The organism is Acidobacteriota bacterium (assembly GCA_016715115.1).
Classification (GTDB): domain Bacteria; phylum Acidobacteriota; class Blastocatellia; order Pyrinomonadales; family Pyrinomonadaceae; genus JAFDVJ01.
Genome location: JADKBM010000001.1, coordinates 215,439 through 234,957, shown reverse-complemented (window position 1 = coordinate 234,957; position 19,519 = coordinate 215,439). Strand labels below are relative to the sequence as shown.

The window sequence follows — 19,519 nt, the reverse complement described above, 5'->3', positions numbered from 1 at the left end:
TTCTTCTCCTAAATAGTTCGATCTTTATTGGGAACCGGCGTGCGATCCGCGACCGTTCAAATTCCTAAACTCCCGTCACAGATCAGCAATTCGCCGTCATCGGCCTCGAAGGCGTGGACAACCTGCTCCGCGATCAGTCGCAGGATTTCGAGCTTGCCGCGCTTCAGGGCGATCGTCGCGGAATTCAATGTCTGGAAGTCGCTCGATCGGCGGCAGACCGGACAGATCCCGGAATCGGCTCGTTGCCGCCGACGGCGCAAAACGAACATCTCGCGGGTCCGGGTCGTGATCTTATATTTCTTTGATTTTTGCGGCATTTGATTTAGAATCAGCGAACGGCGGAAATCCAAAGTCTTTGAATTTCATCTTCCAGACTGTCGCGTACGAAAGCCTCGTTGACGAATGGAGCGTAATTGGTAAGCGGAAATGTGTCCTGAAGTTTTTCTCCATTAAATCTCCATTTTTTCTGCGATGTGCGTATGACCAGTAATATCAACAACTTACGCAGTTTCGGGGATTTCCGTCTCGATGCCGAGCGAAAAGTTCTTTGGCACGGCGACGAACCTGTGAAGCTTGCGCTTAAAGAGATTGAATTGCTTTGCCTTCTGACCGAAAACGGCGGCGAGGTGGTGACGAAGGACGAAATACTGTCGCGCATCTGGACCGATTCTTTCGTCGAAGAGAGCAACCTTTCGCGATACGTTTACCGGCTTCGGAAGATGTTCGCGGAATACGGCGAATCTGAGATCATTCAGACGATCCCGCGCCGAGGTTACCGGTTTACGGGAAAGATCGATCTCGAGCCGGACGATGCGCTACTGACGATCGAAAGACGGTCGGTCACCGAAACAGTCATCGAGGTCACTGAGGACTCGGAGCAGCCCGGGTTCATTTCCGGTCCCGGCAAACGGTCGGGAATCGGGTTTCTGAGACGAAACGCGCGATGGGCCGCGGTTTGCGGGCTCTTGATTGCAGTCGCGGTCGGCGGGTACATATTCACCCGCGGCGGATCCTCGGAGCCGACGATCCGAACGATCGCGATCTTGCCGCTCCGAACGCTTGGCAACGAGGAGAACAGGGCTTTGAGTCTCGGGTTTGCGGATGCGCTCATCACAAGTCTCGGGAAACTTCAGGACATCAAGGTATCGCCGACGGCGCTGGTCACTCAATTCGCGGACGAGAACGCGGCACCCATTGAGACCGGCAAGAAACTCGGGACTGACGCGATCCTCGACGGCACTCTTCAAAAGGCAAACGGCCAACTTCGGGTTACGCTGCGGCTGATCCGCGTCAGCGACGGCGTCCAGATCTGGGCCGGAGCGTTCGACGAATCCGAGACCAGGATATTTCAGCTCCAGGACGCGATGGCCTTTCAAACGGCGCAGGCGCTTAAGCTGAAACTCAACCCCGATCTCGGCGGCAAGCGTCCGACCGAGAATATCGAAGCTTACAATCTTTACCTGAAGGGCCGGTACTTCTGGAGCGAGCGCTCGATCGAGTCGTACCTCAAGGCGATCAGGGCGTTCGAGGAATCGATCGCGCTCGATCCGAACTTCGCGCTCGGGTATTCGGGAGTGGCCGACTGCTACACGCTTCTCGAACAGCGCGGTGGGCTGACGCCGGCGGAGGCTTTTCCGAAAGCAGAGGCGGCGGCGCGCAAGGCGCTTGAGCTTGACGAGACGCTGGCCGATGCGCACGCCTCGGTCGGTTTGGTGAGGGCATTGTACCGTTGGGACTGGAACGGTGCTGAAAAACACTATACGCGGGCGATCGAACTCGATCCGAACAACGTGAACGCGCTCGGTTCGAATGCAATGAATATGATTGGCCTTGGCCGTTTCGCCGAGGCCGAGGCGCAACTTAACCGGGCCGCGCAGATCGATCCGACTTCGCGCGGCATCGCCGTCTACCTTGGTTGGTTGTATTACTTCACACGGCAATACGACCGGGCGATCGAGCAGTCGCGCAAAGCTCTCGAACTTGATGAAAAACAGACGACACCGCTCCTGATCCTGCGGGCCGCGAGCGAGCTCAGAGGATTGCAGGCCGAAGCGGTCGAGGCGGAATTGAGCCGGTTGGGAAGGCGCGACCCGGCGATCGTCGAGCCGTTGCGCGAGGCTTTTCAACATTCTGGAATCAAGGGATTTTGGAAGAAGCAGGTGGAGTTTCTTCGCGAACGGGCCGGCCGCAGCACCGAAGTTGCGGATTACAACGTCGCGACGCGCTTGGCTCTATTGGGTGAAACCGACGAAGCGATCCTTGAGATCGAAAAGGGTTTCAACAATCGCGGTTCGATGTGGCATCAGATCGGGGTCGATCCGGTTTTCGACTCGCTGCGCGACGATGATCGGTTCAAGGCACTTGTAACACGGCTGAATCATTGAGTCGTTTCGCCACGGTTCGAGCCGCGTCGAGAGACTCGCACAAATTCCAGGAATTGACTCGCAAGGAGAGACTATATGCCAGATAACAACAATAACGTCAACGGCACGGCCCATCTGCCGACACCGCAAGACGTGAAATCGAATTCACAGAGCACCCCGTTGCCGCCGACGCTCCAGCATCACTACGAAAACGAATTGCAGGCGGATCTGTCGAACGTCCGCGTCCACCAGGGGCACGCGCCGACATTGCTGGGCGTGCAGTCGTACACGTCGGGCCAGGATGTTTTTTTTGCGCCGGGAAAGTATCAGCCTCATACCGAGGACGGCCGGCAGTTGCTGGCGCACGAGCTGACCCACGTCGTGCAGCAGCGGCAGGGAAGTGCGAACGACGAATAAGGCGATTTGGATTACCGCGCGGCGGATCGTGTTATCGGTCACTCTCAGTTCGGGCTGAGGGCGGAACCGATGATGTCGAGATCCGATTCGAGGTGATCTTTGAGTTCCTGCGGAAGAAAGTCGCCCTCGGCTTTGAGGAGGCTGTTGACGCGGTCGCGGGCGCGTGCCGCGATCCTGTCGATGCGGAGCCTGGTCCCGGTGTAAAGATAGGAATAATATCCCGCGCTGTTGTATTTGCTGATCGCCCCCTGAAGTTCGCGGACATCGAGTTCGATTAGTTTATGAGCTTGATCGTAGGCTGCGAGTGCGGCACGGAGACGCATCGGACTCGCGATCGGGCCGGTCGAGGCCGGATCCCGCCGCGTCGACACGGTTTGGCGGGTGACGATCGGAAGCGGTTTTTCACGTTCGGCGCGCTCGACTTTGTTGGCGGCGATGTTGTTGTCGAGGAACTCGATGTCCGGTTTGAGTTCCTTCGCCTTGGCAAACGCCCGTTCGGCGTCACTGAACAACTTCCGGCCGTTATATTCACGGCCGAGGCGGAACGCGATCTGGGCGGCGCATTCGGTTCCGTTCTTCCCGTCGTAACGTCGCAAGGCGTCCTCCCAGTATCCGGTCATTTCCTGCCAACTTCGGGCTTTGTATTCACCGAGAAAACGGATCGCGCACAGGTTGTTCGGGTTTTCCGCGATGAGTTGTTCCCAGTACGTTTTGGCGAGATTGGCGTCGCCGAACGGATCGACACGGCGGAAAGTGTCGCTGAGCGCGTCATAGGTTTCGAAATCCCAGATATCGTCCGCTACCGCGAGTTTTGCGTTTTTGACAAATTCGGCCTTTGCGGCCATCGCGTTCGGCCCGGTCGCGCGGCCGAGCGCAGTTTCGCGCTGGTTTCGCGGCCAGGAATCCCGGGGCGTCAGTCGCGACGCTTTGTCGAATTCCTCAAAGGCCGCGTCGTAGTCTTTCTTACCGATCTTGACGTATCCGCGAACCATAAACGCGATATAATTCTTCGGATTCTGCGCGATCGCGCGGTCGGCATCGGCCACTGCGCCGTCGATGTCCTTTGCCTCGAATCGTTTGACGGCACGAACCGAAAGCGCGCCCGAATTGTCCGGGTCGAGGGCGAGCGCCGCGTCAGCATCGGAAACGAAGCGCGCCTTCGAGGCATCGTCACCCGCAAGGTAGAGCCTCAGATTCGCATAAGCCCGCATCGATAACAATGCCGGATTTTTCGCGTCGAGCAGGATCGCTTTGTCGAGTTCGGCAACCGATTCCTTGTACATCGTGTAATTGATAAAGATCGATGCGCGTTGCCGGAGCGGGTCGGCGGCGTTTGGATCGATCTGTGCGGCACGCGCGAACGAGACGAGAGCGTCGCCGGCGCGGCCGAACCTGTTTTGGGTCAGGCCGAGATTGTACGCGGCGTAATAGTAGTCCGGTTTGATCTCGAGTGCCCGCGCGAGGTCGGCGACCGATCCAGGAAGATCGTTCTTCAATTCGCGCCGCGCGACGCCGCGGACATTGAGCGCTTCGTAATTCCTTTGATTCTTGACGAGTACCTTTTCGGCGTCGGCGAGGGCTTCGGCGAGTTTGCCCTGACGGACGTTCATCCGCGCGCGCAGTGTCAGCGCCGCTTCATTCGCCGGCTGACGTTTGAGAACGTTTGCAATCGACGCATTTGCCGCCGCGTAATCCTGTTTGTCGAAGGCTTCTTTCGCCTTCAGATTGAGGGCATCGATTGTTTGGCCGTAGGTCAAGGCGCCGAGCGTAAGTGTCCACAGCGCTGCAAGAAAGTACTTTTGTCGCATACGTCTTTTGTTCGCGGGTTGGAGATCGCGAATCTAAATTTTAATCAAAATCGGAATTCGAATCGAACCGGCGGGCATCGTCCCGATTCTTCCGTCGGGGCTTTTTCGGTCGGGCAACAGCCCGACCCTGATCGTTTGATTCACACGCAAGAAACGGCTTCAGTCACCGTTTTCGCGATCTGAACTCCTAAGAAAATCCCTATTCGCCCGCGGCCGTTTTTTCCTTCAGTCCGAACGACTCGCGGACGAGTTTCTCCTGCTCGAGATTATGAATCGCGTAGCTTCCCGTAGCGGGCGACGCCGAGGCGATGCGGCCGACGTAATCCAGGCTAAGTTCGCCGCGAATCTCTTCGAGTCGGTCTTTAACGAACGTCCAGCCACCCATATTCTTTGGCTCTTCCTGCGTCCAGACGATCTCAGCCGCGTTTCCATACGACGCGAAGACATCGGCGAGACGCGATTTCGGGAACGGGTAAAATTGTTCAAGCCGAATGACCGCAGTCGCACCGTCGTCCGGACGCCCGGCGTCGAGATCGTAATAGACCTTTCCTGAGCACACGACGATTCGCTTGACCTTCGAGCGATCCGCGATCTTCGGGTCGTCAATGACCGCGTTGAATCCGCCGTTCGTCAGATCTTCGACCGTTGACGAAGCCGCCGGAAGCCTCAGCAGCGATTTCGGCGTCATCACGATCAGCGGCCGGACGATCTCCTGTTTTACCTGCCGACGCAAAAGATGGAAATACTGCGCCGGCGTCGAGGGATAGCAGACCTGCAGATTGTTGTCGGCGCAGAGCTGCAGATAGCGTTCGAGCCGCGCCGAACTGTGTTCGGGGCCCTGCCCCTCGAAGCCGTGCGGCAGAAGCATCACGAGCCGGCATTTCTGGTTCCATTTGTCCTCCGACGACGAAATGTATTGATCGATGATGACCTGCGCGCCGTTCGAAAAGTCTCCGAACTGCGCTTCCCAGATGACCAGATCGCTCTTGGCGATACACGAATAACCGTACTCGAATCCAAGCACGCCCATCTCGGACAGACTGCTGTCGAAAACATAAAAGCGCGCCTTTTGAACGGTTTCGCTCCGGAGTTCGGTGAGCGGCGACCAACGCGTCCCGGTGACCGCGTCATACATCGACGCGTGGCGCTGAGAAAACGTTCCGCGGCCCGAATCCTGACCCGAAAGCCTGACGGCGGTGCCGTCGAGGACGAGCGAGCCGATCGAGATCGCCTCGGCGAATCCCCAATCCATAGGGACTTCGCCGGTTCCCATCTTTGCGCGGCGAGCGAGTTGGCCGACCATCTTCGGATTGATCTGAAAGCCTTCGGGAACGAGCGAGATGGCTTCCGAAACCGTTTTCAGAGACTCCGGCGTGATCGCGGTTTCGAGCACCGTCGATCCGTCTTCATCGCCGGCCATCGCCGTCAGCTTCGCTTTGTACGGCTTGTCCGCCGCGATCGCCTTGGCGCGCGCGAGGATTCCCTCGTATTTCTCGATGATCGAGTCGGTCATCGATTTCAAATCGTCCTCGGTGATGACGCCCTCGCGGATCAGCTGCTGCGCGTACAGATGGCGCGTTCCCGGATGCGCCTTGACGCGCGCATACATCAGCGGTTGCGTGTAGCTCGGCTCGTCGCCCTCGTTATGGCCGAGACGGCGGAAACCGACGAGATCGAGCACGACGTCCTTGTTGAATTTCTGGCGATAGGCGAGCGCGATCTGCGTGACGCGGAACGCCGCTTCGGGGTCGTCGCCGTTGATATGAAAGATCGGCGTCTGCGTGATCTGCGCGGCGTCGGTCGAGTAGATCGACGAGCGGCTCAGTTCGGGCGATGTCGTGAATCCGATCTGATTGTTGATGACGAGATGGATCGTGCCGCCGGTGCGATAGCCCGGAAGGTTCGCTAGCTGCAGCGTTTCCATCACCACGCCCTGACCGGCGAACGCCGCGTCGCCGTGCATCAGCACCGGCAGGATCTTGTCGATCGCCACCTCGCGCGGGTCGTTGTGAGCGTTTCGCAGATCGTCCTGCCGCGCGCGGACCATTCCTTCGACGACCGGATTGACGAACTCGAGATGCGACGGATTGCACGACAGCTCGATCGTGATCTCTTTACCGTGTTTCGTCAAACGCTTTCCGATCGCGCCCTGGTGATACTTGACGTCGCCTTCGTCGGCGGGGAAGTTCGGGTGCGAAGTCCCCTCGAAGATCGTGAAAATGCGTTCGGCCATCGTGTCGTCGATGATGTTCGAGAGCACGTTGAGCCGCCCGCGATGCGCCATTCCCATATAGATCTCATCGACGCCGTAGGCGGACGCGCCTTCGACAAGCTGATCGAGCATCGGAATGACGGTCTCGCATCCTTCGAGCGAGAAGCGCTTCTGTCCGAGATACTTTTTGTGCAGAAACTGCTCGAACTGCTCGGCCTCGATCAGGCTGTTGAGCAATTCCTTCTTGAGATCCGCGGCGAGCGGGACCGTATCGACGAACTGTTCGCGGACCTGCAGCCGGATCCAGTCCTTTTCTTCTTTCGACTGAATATGGCGGTATTCGGTTCCGACCTTGCCGCAATATGCCTTTTGCATGATCTCGAGAATCCGCCGGAGCGTCGCGGTCTTTTCCCCGTGAAGGCCGCCGGTGATGAACTCGCGGTCGAGATCCCAGATGGTCAGGCCGAAGTTCTCGAGCTCGAGTTCGGCGGCCCGATAATTCGTCATATTGAGCGGATCGATGTCGGCGAGCAGATGGCCGCGGATCCGATAGGCGTTGATCAGCTGCAGGACATTGGCCTGCTTTTCGGCCTGCTCGCTCGAACGGTCGTTTCCGAAAAGCGACGGGTTGAAGTCCTCAGCCCAGCGCATCGGCGGATAATGAATGCCGAGATCTGTGAAGACCTCGTCATAGAACGCGTGCTTGCCGACGAGGCATTCGTGGATCCGCGCGAGGAACATTCCGCTTTCGGCGCCCTGAATCACGCGATGGTCGTACGTTGAGGTCAGGGTGATAGTCTTGCTGATGCCGATCTGCGAGAGCGCCGCCGGGGTCATCGCCGAGTATTCCGCCGGATACTCGATGGCTCCGGTCGCAATGATCGCGCTTTGGCCCGACATCAGACGCGGATTCGAAGAGACCGTGCCGATCGTTCCCGGATTGGTGAGCGAAACGGTCGTCCCCTGAAAGTCCGGGATCTCGAGTTTGCCGTCGCGCGCGCGTCGAACCGTTTCGTTGTAGGCTGCGAAAAACTGCGCGAAATCCATCGATTCACAACCTTTGATGTTCGGAACCAGCAAACTCCGCGAGCCGTCCTTCTTTTCGAGATCAATCGCGATCCCGAGATTGATCGACGAATTTTCGAGCCGCGAAGGCTTGCCGTCGACCACGCCGAAACCGTTGTTCATTACCGGCAAAGCCTTGACGGCCTTGATGATCGCCCAGGCGATGATGTGCGTGAACGAAACCTTTCCGCGACCCGACGATCTGAGATGTTCGTTGATGACTCCTCGATTTTCTTCAAGGACCTTGACCGGAATGTTGCGGACGCTCGTCGCGGTCGGAACCGTCAGCGAGGTCTCCATATTCTCGACGACCTTTTTCGACGGACCGGTCAGGGGCTTAACGTTCGTCCCGGGGCCGATTTGGATCTCGGATTTCGGAATTTGGATTTCGGATTTCGGCGGTTCCGCTTTGAGTTCCGGTTGGGCTTCCGTTTGGAGTTCTGCCTTCAGGCGGCCCGTCTCGGGTTCCGCGTCAACGCGGCTTTCACCGAGCATTTCCCCGAAAAAATCCTGCCACGATTCGTCGACTGAATTTCGGTCGGCATTGTACCGCGCCAAAAGCCCCTCGACATAACTTGCGTTCGCACCGAAATTCTCGGCAATGTATTCGCTGAAATTCGTTACCTTGTCACTCATAAAACCCTGCGTTTCTCCCACAATTTGATCAATCAACAATCTTATCGCAAAAGCAGGCAAAAGATAAAAAGTCGATCGGCGTCACGATCGCGGACAACGAGAAAAGACGGACAATAAAAGGTTTACAAAGCAGCCGCTCACCACATCGGAACATCTTTCGCACGGATGAAAAACAACTTCTTTGCATCGATTGAACGCGAACTTGCACCGATCCGTTTTCGAATGCGCGGAACACGGCCCTCGCCGAACTTCGCACCGTCGATCTCGACTCGCAGCTCGTCCTTTTCTATCCCCATTGAGTGAAACAAATCCGCGCCATCCCGCCAAACTGTGTTCTGGAAAAAACGCGATTTGCTTCCTTCATGTCGGGTTTTCAAAGCGCCCGAGTTGGGGTTTTGGCGTCGTGCGGCCGCGGTTGCCCGCCCGCTAACGCAGGCGGTACTGACTCGCTGATCACCGGGTTGGCGCGTTGCCGGGGCCGCACGACGCGAAAACCCGAAATATCCCAAATCTCGGACCTGATGCCGATTGCCCGGATATTCGCATCTTCAGGTTGATCCGCGTCACCCGCGGCAAGGCTGAAGTTCTTTCGCGTGTTGTCAGGTTTTTCAAAGAACCCGAATCCAGATTCCAGGATTCCAAGGGTTCCAGACTGGGAATCCCGAATCGCGTGGCAATCGCGTCGAGTCGGTACCATCTGCGGTAGCGGATGGCTGGACGCGGCACTCCCGGACCGAAGCATTGATACCAACCGATCTTCAACCATCCGCTACCGCAGATGGTACTGACTCGCCCCTGCCCCGAATACAAAGATCCCTTGGGGTTTTTCAAAGCTCCCGAGTTGGGATTTAGGCGTCGTGCGGCTACGGTTGCCCACCCGCTGACGCAGCCGGTACTGACTCGCTGATCGTCGGGTTGGCGCGGTGCCCGAATCGCGTGGCAATCGCGTCGAGTCGGTACCATCTGCGGTAGCGGATGGCTGGACGCGGCACTCCCGGACCGAAGTATTGATACCAACCTATCTTCAACCATCCGCAACCGCAGACCGTACTGACTCGTCCCGGCTCGAATACGGAAATCCGTTGGGTTTTTCAAAGCTCCCGAGTATGGAATCTGGAAACAGCGAAGGCCGGACCATTTCGGATCCGGCCTTCGCTGGGTTTGAGTGTGCGAGGTTGTTGTCCACTTGTTACGGCGCCGGCAGCATGCACATCGTGTTGTCGCCGAGATAGCTCGTTGTCGCCATTGCGCGATAATTGTCACCCATCAGGACGCCGTCACCCATCAGGACGCCGTCGCCCATCAACACGCCGTCGCCCATCAACACGCCGTCGCTGACGAGCACGCCCTGCGAGTTCGTGAACGGGGTCGGGCTGCTCGCCATATCCTTCGCACTGAGGAACAGCGTTCCGTCCGAAACGAGGACGCCGTTGTTCTTGATCGCGCCCTGGTACAGACTGACGGTCGAGGTGGTCTTCGTCGAGACCTTCGAGAGCGTTGTGCCAGAAAAGACCGTTCCGTCTCCCATCAGGACGCCGTTGGCGTAAATTCCCTGATATTTTGTCATCAGGTCGGTTCCGTAAAGGATTCCCCAGTTTGTAATAACGCCCCGGCCCCAATTTACCGTTTCGCCGGAGATCGTGCTGTACTTGTTCGTCGGCTGACTCGCCGTCAACATTGCGTTTCCGTTCGAGAGCGTCGTCGGGTTTGCCTTAACGAGCCGTGCAATGCGAACCGCGCCGTCGATGTTGAGGTGTCCGGCACCCTGTTCCAAAGTGTTTGTGTTCGGGATGACCTGTGCAGTGTACTGCAAGATCGCCTTGACAAGATTCGGCGTCAGGTTCGGATTGGTGTCGAGCAGCATCGCCGCCGCGCCCGATACGACCGGAGCCGCCATCGAGGTGCCGCTGAGATACATCAGCTTTTGGTTGGCCACCGTAGTCGCGGGCGAAACGTTCAGGCTCGGCAAAAGCGTCACCAAAGTATTGTTCGGGCTTTGCGCCGCGATGATCTTGTTGCCCGGCGCGACGAGGTCCGGTTTGATCAGGTTGTCGTATTTGCGCGCTCCGTTGGCGAGCGTCACCCAACCGCGCGTCGGGCCGCGGGAGCTGAACGTTGCGACCTGATCGTCACTTCGCCAATCGGTTCCGTAAGAGTTCACCGCGCCGACCGTGATCACGGACGGTTCGATGCCCGGCGTGTTGATGCCGCCGTACATTTTGTTGCCCAAGAGGTCTTTACCCCAGTTTCCGGCCGATGCGACGACGACGATACCGGCGTTGACCGCGCGGCGTGCCGCGAGGCACAGCGGATCGTTCGTGTAACTGTTTGTCGGGGGAGCGCCAAGGCTAAGGTTGATGACGCGGATGTTGGTCGCCGCTTTGTTGGCGATCGCCCAGTCGATCGCCGCGATAACGTTGCTCGCGTATCCAATGCCGTATCTGTCGAGGGCCTTGAGGCTGTAGATCTGAACGCCGCTCGAGATGCCCTCGTATGCCGCCCCCCCGAGACGGTAGTCTCCGGAGGCGATCGAGGCAACGTGCGAACCGTGGCCGAACTGATCGGCGACGTTGTTTCCGCCGGTGAAGTCGTATGCGGTGACTTTGGATGCATTGTCCCAGCGTTTGAACAGATCGTGCGTCCCGTAGGCGCCGCTGTCGATGACTGCCAATCCGATGCCGGAGCCGACAAGCCAGGTGTTCGGATCGCTGTCGCCGCGGTCCGAGATTCCCGTGTTGTAGATTCCTGCGGCTTGTCCGACGTGGCCGAGCCCGGCGACTTCGCTATCGAGACTGACGTATTCAACGTATTCCGAATTCGCGATCTTGTTAATCTGCGAAAGCGGAAGCTTGGCGCTCATCAATCCCATTCTCTCGAAGTTCTTTGCCATTGTTCCGCCGGCCTCAGTCAGGTCGGACAAGATGATTCCGCCGGCCGTGCGATTGTTTTCGGCCTCCTTGTCGAAAATCTCTTTCTGCTCTCTTTTTGAGAGGGCATTGCCGAACATTCCGTTAAGGCCGGTCTCTGATTTCAAACGGATGATGACGCGGACGTCTTCGTCCGAACGCAGTCCGTTCCGGGCTTCGTCGGCTCGTTCAGCGAGATCCGGAGCAACCCGCTCACGCTTGGTCTGCGATGCTTCCGGTTGTACCGGCGCCTCTGACTCTCCGCGCGGCAGTTTCTGTGAGATCACCGAAAACGCTCCGGCTTGCAGGAACATTGCGACGAGTGCGAAAGATGTAAGTAGTTTTTTGAGTCTGTTCATAATCTTGATCCTCCAAGTCGGGGGAACTGCGAAATTCAATAGTGCAATGCCCGTGCCCTTCAACGGATGTGCAGTAAGTGTCGTATTTGCAATGAGTTGCCGAAAGGTCGAAATGACCTTGACGAAGCAACCCAATCAAATTGACCGACACGATCCGATCGTTTTCCGTCAATCTGATTGATCCGATCAATTTCCTTGCTCTCCGGGCGATCCGAAACCGAAAACAGCAAAGGCCGGACCATTTCGGATCCGGCCTTCGCTGGGTTTGAGTGTGCGAGGTAGTTGTCCACTCGTCAATAGTTCGCCGACGTCATTCCGGCGGTGTTGTCACCATAGATCGCGTTGCCGTAATAGGTATCGCCCATCAGGACTCCGTCGCCCATCAGGACGCCGTCACCCATCAGGACGCCGTCACCCATCAGGACGCCGCTGCTGTTAAGGTTGTTGAACAGGTTCTTGCTGCTCAGGAACACCGTGCCGTCGCCCATCAGAACACCGTTGTTCTTGATTGAACCCTGATAGATCGTCAACGCTCCTTTCGTCAAGGTCGTCGAAAGCGTCAGCTTATCCTTGACGAACGGCGTGCCGTCGCCCATAACGACGCCGCTTCCGTACATACCCTGCCACTTGAGCATCAGATCGTTGCCGTTGAGAAAGCCGAAGTTCGTTATCACGCCCTTTCCCCACGCAACGGATTGTCCGGCGATGATGCTGCTTTGCGACGAGGGAAGCGACGCGGTCAGCAGAGGATCGCCGTTTACCGATGGAAGCGTCGTCTTAACAAGCTTTGCGAGCCTCACGGCTCCGTCGACGTTAAGTACGCCGGCGCCCTGTTCGAAGGTATTGAAGTTCTTCGTTGGCTGTGCTGAGTACATCAGGATCGCCTTGACGAGGTTCGGAGTCAGATTGGGGTTGACCTGAAGCATAAGGGCAACCGCTCCGCTTACGAGCGGCGCCGACATCGACGTTCCGCTCAACGTCATCGTTCCGTTTTCCGTGCCAACGACCGTGTAGGTCGTCCAGTCAAAATACATATCGTGCGGACGGGCGTTCAGCGATGGATGACTGATGATCAGATCGGGAATGATGGCGTTCGTGTACTGCATCGACTGCGCGCCGATGAGCTTGTTTCCGGGCGCAACCAGATCGGGCTTGACCAGGTTGTCGTACTTCTTGGCACCGCTGACGATCCGGAAACCGCGCGTCGGGCCGCGCGAGCTGTACGAGGCGATCGTATCGTCCGAACGGCCGTCCGTGGCAAGCGAGTTCGAAGCTCCGACCGTGATCACGGTAGGCTCGATTCCGGGTGTGTTGACGCCGCCGTATACCTTTCCGCCGCTTGCGGTCTTTCCGTTGTTGCCGGCTGAAGCGACGACCACGATGCCCGCGTTAACGGCGCGTCGTGCGGCGATGCACAGGGCGTCGTTGAGATAGCTGTCGACCGCGGCTGCGCCAAGGCTCATATTTAGAACGCGAATGTTGTGCAGGCTCTTGTTCGCGATCAACCAGTCGATACCGGCGATGACGTTGCTCACCGTGCCCCTGCCCCCAGCATCGAGTACGCGAACCGTGATGATCTTCGCTCCGGGAGCGACGCCGGTGTAATAACCGCTTACGAAGGACGGCTGGCCGGCGATGAGTGACGCGACGTGCGTTCCGTGTCCATTCCCGTCCTTTGACATCATATTAAATCCGAAAACGTCGTAATTGGCTTGGCTGACGAGCTGTCCGCTGGAGTTCTTGAACAGTTCGTTCGAAAGGTGATAGGCGCTGTCCATCACCGCCACGCCGATACCCCGTCCGTCGACGGTTGTTCCTGAAACAAGATTCCGGACGAGATTTGCGCCGGTCGTCGTTTCAACATGCCCGCTCATTCTGGTCTCACGATCGGGGGATATGTACTCGACGTTGTCGGATTCGGCTATCTGCCGCACGCGCGAAAGCGGCATCTCGGCGCTTACAAGACCGAGGCTGTTGTAAGACTTCTTGATCTCGCCGCCGATGTTGATCAGGTCCGAAAGCAGAATTCCCGAGCGTTCCTGATTGTTGCGGATTTCTCGGGCAAAAATGCGGCGTTGTTCGCCGTACGAAAGGGAATTGCCGAACATACCGTTGAGTCCGGTGTCGGATTTTAGTCTGATGATGACCCGTTCGGTTTCCTCTCCCTGAAAGCCCGCAGCGAACGATTCCGCCTTTTCGTCGAGGTCGGGGGCGACTTTGCCAAGTGATGCGCGAGTTTCGGTCGGAACCTGCTTTTCGTCGGAAAAGGGGGTTACATCCTTTTGCTTCTGCGCGAGCACCGAAAGCGAAAATGCCTGAAACGTCATTGCCGACAGTACAACGGTCGCCAATAGGTATTTGAGATTTGATTTGGTAAGCATATTTTCCTCCACACCGGGGGCACTTCGGGTAGCGCAAACGGCGTGCCGCACAGATGCTTACTCTTAAAGTATTGAAAACGCTAGGTTAGGCGGCCCCACTCGCGGAATGCCGCACAGAGCAGTACGGTCAGGGTGCTACGGAATCGTGACCGGTTTCAGGTCAATTTGAACGAAGGTGCAGGAATTTGGATTCGCGAGACCGGAAGGCGGAACTCAGTTGTCGAAATTTGCAAGCTTCTAGATCAAGTCCCCGCGATTGAAAAAACGGAAGTGACTTCGGAGAGAATCTTCTGATCGCGGATCGGGTTTTTGATCGTCAAACGAACCTCGACCGGGACGACGCGTTTGAATTTCATTCCCCATTTCTTGAATTTGCCGAAGACGAAGACGGTGCCGGTTACTTCCCATTCCGGTTTCGAATCGCGGATCTCGCCGAGCGCGCCGCGGAGCGTCTGAAACGTTCCGACGAAGACCTTGATCGGTTTCGGGAGGAACAAGGTCTGCTTCTTCTTGAACTCGAACGAATTGTTGTAATCGTCGATGCTGACATCGATGCCGTTTACCTTGAATTGATGAAACGCCAGAAAATCGACCGTTCCGCTGTTGCGGAGCGAATCGAGTTCGGCATTCACCTCGAACGTAATGCCCGAGAGCGACTTGTCGGTCAATTCAGGGTCGCCGACGCGAACGCGCGCCTCGGATTTATTACTTTCGACGGCATCCGTCCGGTTGGAAATGATGATGTTCGCCTTTTCGACCTTGTAACCACGGATCTCGTCCGGCAGTTCCTGGCCGACGGCGTTCATCGCCGACGAAATCACCGCCAATGCCGCGAGGATCACTAAACCGCTGCCGATGGACTGTTTGATGGTCTTGAACATAGCTATTCCGGCAGCGTGATCTCAAAGCGCGTGCCAAGGTCTTTACGTGATTTCACGGAAATTTTGCCGTTTAGTTTCTCAACTTCGGTTTTGACGATAAAGAGCCCAATGCCGCGTCCCGAGTTATCCGCAGGTTTGTCAACGGTCGTGAAGCGCGGCTCGAACAGGATGTCGAAATCCGTTCCCCCATTGGACGGCGCGTGTTTCGCAATCTTTTCGAGATCGATCCCGACGCCGTTGTCGGCGACCGAAAGTTCGTAGCCCTTTGCATCGCGCAGGAATAGAACCTCAACGCGTCCGGATTTTTCGATACCGTGATCGACCGCGTTTGATGTCAGATGGATCAGTATCTCGAAGATCGGCGCCGACCTGCCGTTGAGCGATGCGTCGTTCGCAAGGATATCGAGATGGACGAGCTTCGCCGCTTCGCTGCTGACGCGCTCGACGTGGGCGCGGACTTCGGAAAGCATCTGCGTTGATTTCGGCCGCACGTCCCGTATGTTGAGCAGTTCCGGCTCGCCTGTCCGCGGCCGTGCGCCCTCAGGGCACGAGACGATCATTTCAAAGGCGGTCTTTTCGGGGAACGCGTCGCCACCGGGCAGGACAGCGATGATGTCACCGTCATCGGTCAGACTGCGGCGCAGATCGCGAAACTCGTCGACGAACGCCTCTGTTTTGACTGCCGCGGAAACGCGGAAGAGATCGCATCCATTCTCGAGCGCCGAAAAGAAGGCCGTTTTCTCACGCTCCGCCAGCTGCCGGAATTGCTCGGCGCGAATGCGATTGAAAAAGAGATTCGATTTTGAAATGAAATCTGCGCCGGGTCGGCGCGAACCGGATTCCGGCTCGACTTGGGGCCGTTTCAATGATTCGATCAGGACCGACAGGTTGCCGATGATCCGTGATTTCCGGGTTTCATCGAAATTGCCTTCCGCAAGCAAGGATTCTAGTTCGGAGGCGAGGTTGGCACTGTGCTTGAGTCCAAAGGTGGACGAGCAACCCTTTACGGAATGCACCAGTCGGTACGCGTCGTTGCGGACATCGTTCGAGAGATCGATCGAGATCTTCTGCAAAAGGTCTACGAGCGGTTCGATGAACTCTCTCAGGAAGTTTTCGCGAAATTCATTCATTCGCCGGACTTCGTCCTAAACCGAAGAGACCTGCGACTTTTCGCTCTCCGATGGGTCGGACTTTTTCGTTGAAGATTTTTCAAGATCCTGCTTGATCGCGTCAAGGATCCCGTTGATGAACTGTGTGGCTTCGAATGTCGAGAACCGGCGCGCGATCTCGAGCGCTTCGTTGATGACGACCGTATGCGGGGTGTCCTCAAACAGGAACTCGTAAACGGCGAGCCGCAAAACGTTCCGGTCGACGATCGCCATTCGCTCGATCCGCCAATGTTCGGCGCGGGTTTTTATGCACGCATCGACCTCGGTGATCTTATCGAGCGCGCCGATGGCCAAACGGTTCGAGAAAATTCGGAGCGGTTCGTCGGTTTCGGTTTCGCCGATCTCGTTCCAATACGCGCTTGTCAGATCGTCGCCCGACGTTTTCGAAACATCCGCAGCGAACAACATTTGAAGAGCACATTCACGAGCCTTGCGCCGTGTTCCCATAATTATCAAACTACGTGCGGAAAAACCTTTTCCTTTATCTCCGCCGACTCCTCGCCGCCGTCGATCCCTCTGTACAGATTCACGAGTTCGACCGCCGACATCGCGGCCTCGAAGCCTTTATTGCCGGATTTCACCCCGGCGCGGTTGATGGCCTGTTCGAGCGTGTCCGCCGTGACGACACCGAAAAGCACGGGAACGCCCGTTTGCATCGCGACCTGTGCGGTGCCTTTCGCGGCCTCGCCCGCAACGTATTCGAAATGCGGCGTTTCGCCGCGAATCACGGCGCCGAGGCAAATGACGGAGTCAAACTTGCCGCCGCTCGCGATCTTTTTCGCCGTCAGCGGAAGTTCGAACGATCCCGGGACCTTGAAGATCTCGACGTCGGACTCGTCGGCTCCGAGCCGTTCGAGCGCGTCGAGCGCGCCTTCGACAAGCTTCGACGTTAGAAAATCATTCCAACGCGCGGCAACGATCGCGAAACGAAACCCTTTCGCGCTGAGCATTCCCTGATGTGTCTTCGGATTCAACAATTTACTCCCGGCGTCCGTTCCGGGCGCCATCACCTAAGTATAGAGAAGGCGGCTTGGGATTGACAAGTAGTCGGGGCGAAACGGCGCTTTTCACTCTGACGACTTTGGGAGGCCGATCTTCCGCAACTCCCGAAACGAGATTCCGCGTTTGAAGATCAGGGCCGCGCCGACGATCGCCCAAAAAAGGACGCGGCCCTTTCGAATTATCGCGAGCGTCACCCCGATCCCCGCGCCGATCGCGAGCGTTTCGACGGCAAGCTCGGCGCTCGCCTCATCGACGCCGATCGTAAACGGTACGAGTTTGAAAAGTATCGCGATCAGGCGGCTGACGGATTCGAGCAGCACGGAATTCAGAAGACTCGGGACCTCACCGAGTTTCCAGAGCAAAAAAACGACCTCGATGACGCCGAAAAGATGAAAGACGATCTGAAGCAGGAAGATCGGGACAAAGCGTCGCGGGTAACGCCGATAGAAACCGTAGATCAGATTCTCGAAAAGCCGCACCTGAAGCCGGCCGTGTTCGAGAATTCCGCGCAAATGGCCGCGGTCGTAGATCCGGTCGCAGACGGCCGAAGCGATGTGCCATTGACGGACGACCATCAGGATGCCGAACAGCAGAAGGAGCGAGATGACGACGATCAACGAGTCGAGCGTGATCGTCCAGCCGCCGGCGAGATCGAACGTGCGCAAAAAAATGAACGCGCCCAAGGCGATGAACAGTCCGGTAGCGAGCGAATAGAACAGGTTTTCGGTGGCGACGGACGAGAGTCCGACGACGATCGGAACTTTCTTTCGAACGGCGATGGCCTTCGAAGTGCCCGAAACCACGATCCCGAGCGGGATCACGCTGCTCATCGCTTCGCCGATGATGACGGCCGGGATCGTGTCGCGCAAGGTCAGCCTGTACGGATCGTGGACGGTGAGCGTCCAGGCGATGCCGCGCACGATGATCCGTCCGAAATAGAGCAAGATGACGACCGCAAATCCACCGAATCCGATCCGTCCGATGCCGTCGAGGACTTCTCGGAATCCGACCGAATAAAGAAAATAACCGAAAAGCGCGATTCCGAGACACGTCAGGACAATCGCCGCGATCTTCACGCGGTTGAGATGCTTCGACGTGCTTGACTCGGGTTTTTCGGGATCTTTGGCTGAATTCATCGCGACGGGTGTTAGCTAGAATGATGCTAGCTCAATAGCTCGCTTCGCCGCAAACGGACGATGATCCGCGGTCACATCGTTGAATTACCTAGCGGGAGGCTTCACGCAAAGCTCGCAAGGTACGCAAAGTTGTTCTCGAAGCCTGTCGGGGAATTCGATTCAGTGTGCGGAGCACACGCACATACGATAGCACCACGTGAAGCGGAGCGGAACGTGGTGGCCCGTCGCCCTGACTTCCAAAGCGTGTGTAACACGCGTAACTCTCATTGATGCAAAAGGTCCGCGAGTTCCACACGCTCGGATGAGTCAATCGCGACGAGTCACCACGTTTCGCTCCGCTTCACGTGGTGCTATCGCAAGTTCACGTGCTCCACACGCTTGAAGAAGTAGATTCAGTTCTCAAACGGCATTTTCCGACAGACTCCCAGATATTCCGGATTCGGGAGCTTTGAGAAACCTGACGACTCGCAAAAGAACTTCTGCCTTGCCGCGTGTGCCGCGAATCAACCTGACGATTCGAATATCCGGGCGATCGGCGTCAGGTCCGAGATTTGGGATATTTCGGGCTTTCGCGACGTGCGGCCGCGGCAACGCGTCAACCCGACGATCAGCGAGTCAGTACCGCCTGCGTGAGCGGGCGGGCAACCGCGGCCGCACGACGCCTAATGCGCAATCTGCGTTGAAACGAAATCCGCCGGTTGGCGAAAGTGCGGCGGGCGATTATATTGTCTTCCGGGGGCTTGATCTGATGGCGGACATAAAACACGATCTGAGCATTGCGGCGCCGCTCGCGAAGGTCTTCGCAGCCGTTTCGGAACCGGCTTTTCTCGATGAATGGTGGACGGAAACTTGCCGCGGAACGGTCGCGACGGATGCCGAATACGAGCTGGGTTTCGGCCCGGAGTATCAGTGGAAGGCCCGGGTTTCGCTCTTCGAACTCAACCGCGAATTCGAGCTCACGATCACCGACGCGACGGACGATTGGATCGGAACAAAGGTCGGTTTCGTGGTTGTCGAAGAAGGATCCGGCACACGCCTTCAGTTTCGCCACACGGGCTGGTCCGAAACGAGCGGACATTTCCGTCATTCGTCATTTTGCTGGGCGCTGTACCTGAGAATCCTGCGCCGGTATCTGGAAAAGGGAAAGCGCGTCCCGTACACGGAGCGCTACGAAGACTAAGAGG

The 19,519-nt window shown here is 57.3% G+C and carries 15 protein-coding genes; 4 read left to right on the top strand and 11 right to left on the bottom strand.

Annotated elements, in window-relative coordinates:
* Positions 1-56 precede the first annotated feature (56 nt).
* The gene (locus IPN69_01090; protein ID MBK8809314.1) at positions 57-317 is read right to left on the bottom strand and encodes a hypothetical protein; all 261 of its coding nucleotides are present in this window, start codon (positions 315-317) and stop codon (positions 57-59) included.
* A 162-nt stretch (positions 318-479) separates the two neighbouring features.
* Between IPN69_01090 and IPN69_01085 the strand changes: the two genes are divergently transcribed.
* Both IPN69_01085 and IPN69_01080 read left to right on the top strand, forming a co-directional pair.
* Positions 480-2,384 (top strand): winged helix-turn-helix domain-containing protein, encoded by a 1,905-nt coding sequence (locus IPN69_01085; protein ID MBK8809313.1) that lies wholly within the window; start codon positions 480-482, stop codon positions 2,382-2,384.
* 75 nt (positions 2,385-2,459) lie between these two features.
* Entirely contained in the window at positions 2,460-2,780 is a 321-nt protein-coding gene (locus IPN69_01080; protein ID MBK8809312.1) for a DUF4157 domain-containing protein, read from the top strand.
* Between the two features lie 44 nt (positions 2,781-2,824).
* Here the strand turns inward: IPN69_01080 and IPN69_01075 are convergent, their stop codons facing one another.
* The 3 genes from IPN69_01075 to IPN69_01065 all read right to left on the bottom strand — a co-directional run bounded on the left by IPN69_01075 (position 2,825) and on the right by IPN69_01065 (position 8,797).
* Positions 2,825-4,588, bottom strand: a complete 1,764-nt coding sequence (locus IPN69_01075) for a tetratricopeptide repeat protein (protein MBK8809311.1) — start codon at positions 4,586-4,588, stop codon at positions 2,825-2,827.
* Positions 4,589-4,787: 199 nt separating this feature from the next.
* Positions 4,788-8,501, bottom strand: coding sequence for a multifunctional oxoglutarate decarboxylase/oxoglutarate dehydrogenase thiamine pyrophosphate-binding subunit/dihydrolipoyllysine-residue succinyltransferase subunit (locus tag IPN69_01070; protein ID MBK8809310.1), 3,714 nt, complete (start codon positions 8,499-8,501; stop codon positions 4,788-4,790).
* A 137-nt stretch (positions 8,502-8,638) separates the two neighbouring features.
* A complete protein-coding gene (locus tag IPN69_01065) occupies positions 8,639-8,797 on the bottom strand; it encodes a hypothetical protein (GenBank protein MBK8809309.1) in 159 nt (52 codons plus the stop codon).
* A 173-nt stretch (positions 8,798-8,970) separates the two neighbouring features.
* On the opposite strand from IPN69_01065, the gene IPN69_01060 reads away from it, so the two are divergent.
* On the top strand, positions 8,971-9,207 hold the full coding sequence (locus tag IPN69_01060) for a hypothetical protein (protein ID MBK8809308.1): 237 nt from the start codon (positions 8,971-8,973) through the stop codon (positions 9,205-9,207).
* A 483-nt stretch (positions 9,208-9,690) separates the two neighbouring features.
* Here the strand turns inward: IPN69_01060 and IPN69_01055 are convergent, their stop codons facing one another.
* From IPN69_01055 to IPN69_01025, 7 genes are all read right to left on the bottom strand, one after another.
* Complete coding sequence (locus IPN69_01055) at positions 9,691-11,766, bottom strand: S8 family peptidase (protein MBK8809307.1); 2,076 nt, start codon at positions 11,764-11,766, stop codon at positions 9,691-9,693.
* Between the two features lie 293 nt (positions 11,767-12,059).
* Complete coding sequence (locus IPN69_01050; GenBank protein MBK8809306.1) at positions 12,060-14,147, bottom strand: S8 family peptidase; 2,088 nt, start codon at positions 14,145-14,147, stop codon at positions 12,060-12,062.
* Between the two features lie 242 nt (positions 14,148-14,389).
* Positions 14,390-15,028 carry a hypothetical protein gene (locus IPN69_01045; GenBank protein ID MBK8809305.1) on the bottom strand — a complete coding sequence of 213 codons (639 nt, stop codon included), beginning with the start codon at positions 15,026-15,028 and terminating at the stop codon, positions 14,390-14,392.
* A gap of 2 nt (positions 15,029-15,030) precedes the next feature.
* On the bottom strand, positions 15,031-16,158 hold the full coding sequence (locus IPN69_01040; protein MBK8809304.1) for an Hpt domain-containing protein: 1,128 nt from the start codon (positions 16,156-16,158) through the stop codon (positions 15,031-15,033).
* Between the two features lie 15 nt (positions 16,159-16,173).
* Positions 16,174-16,644: a transcription antitermination factor NusB gene (gene nusB, locus IPN69_01035; GenBank protein ID MBK8809303.1), complete on the bottom strand. Its 471-nt coding sequence runs from the start codon at positions 16,642-16,644 to the stop codon at positions 16,174-16,176.
* A 5-nt stretch (positions 16,645-16,649) separates the two neighbouring features.
* Positions 16,650-17,204: a 6,7-dimethyl-8-ribityllumazine synthase gene (locus tag IPN69_01030; GenBank protein ID MBK8809302.1), complete on the bottom strand. Its 555-nt coding sequence runs from the start codon at positions 17,202-17,204 to the stop codon at positions 16,650-16,652.
* A 60-nt stretch (positions 17,205-17,264) separates the two neighbouring features.
* Entirely contained in the window at positions 17,265-18,335 is a 1,071-nt protein-coding gene (locus IPN69_01025) for a flippase-like domain-containing protein (GenBank protein ID MBK8809301.1), read from the bottom strand.
* A gap of 679 nt (positions 18,336-19,014) precedes the next feature.
* Between IPN69_01025 and IPN69_01020 the strand changes: the two genes are divergently transcribed.
* A complete protein-coding gene (locus IPN69_01020) occupies positions 19,015-19,515 on the top strand; it encodes an SRPBCC domain-containing protein (GenBank protein ID MBK8809300.1) in 501 nt (166 codons plus the stop codon).
* The last annotated feature ends 4 nt before the right edge of the window (positions 19,516-19,519 follow it).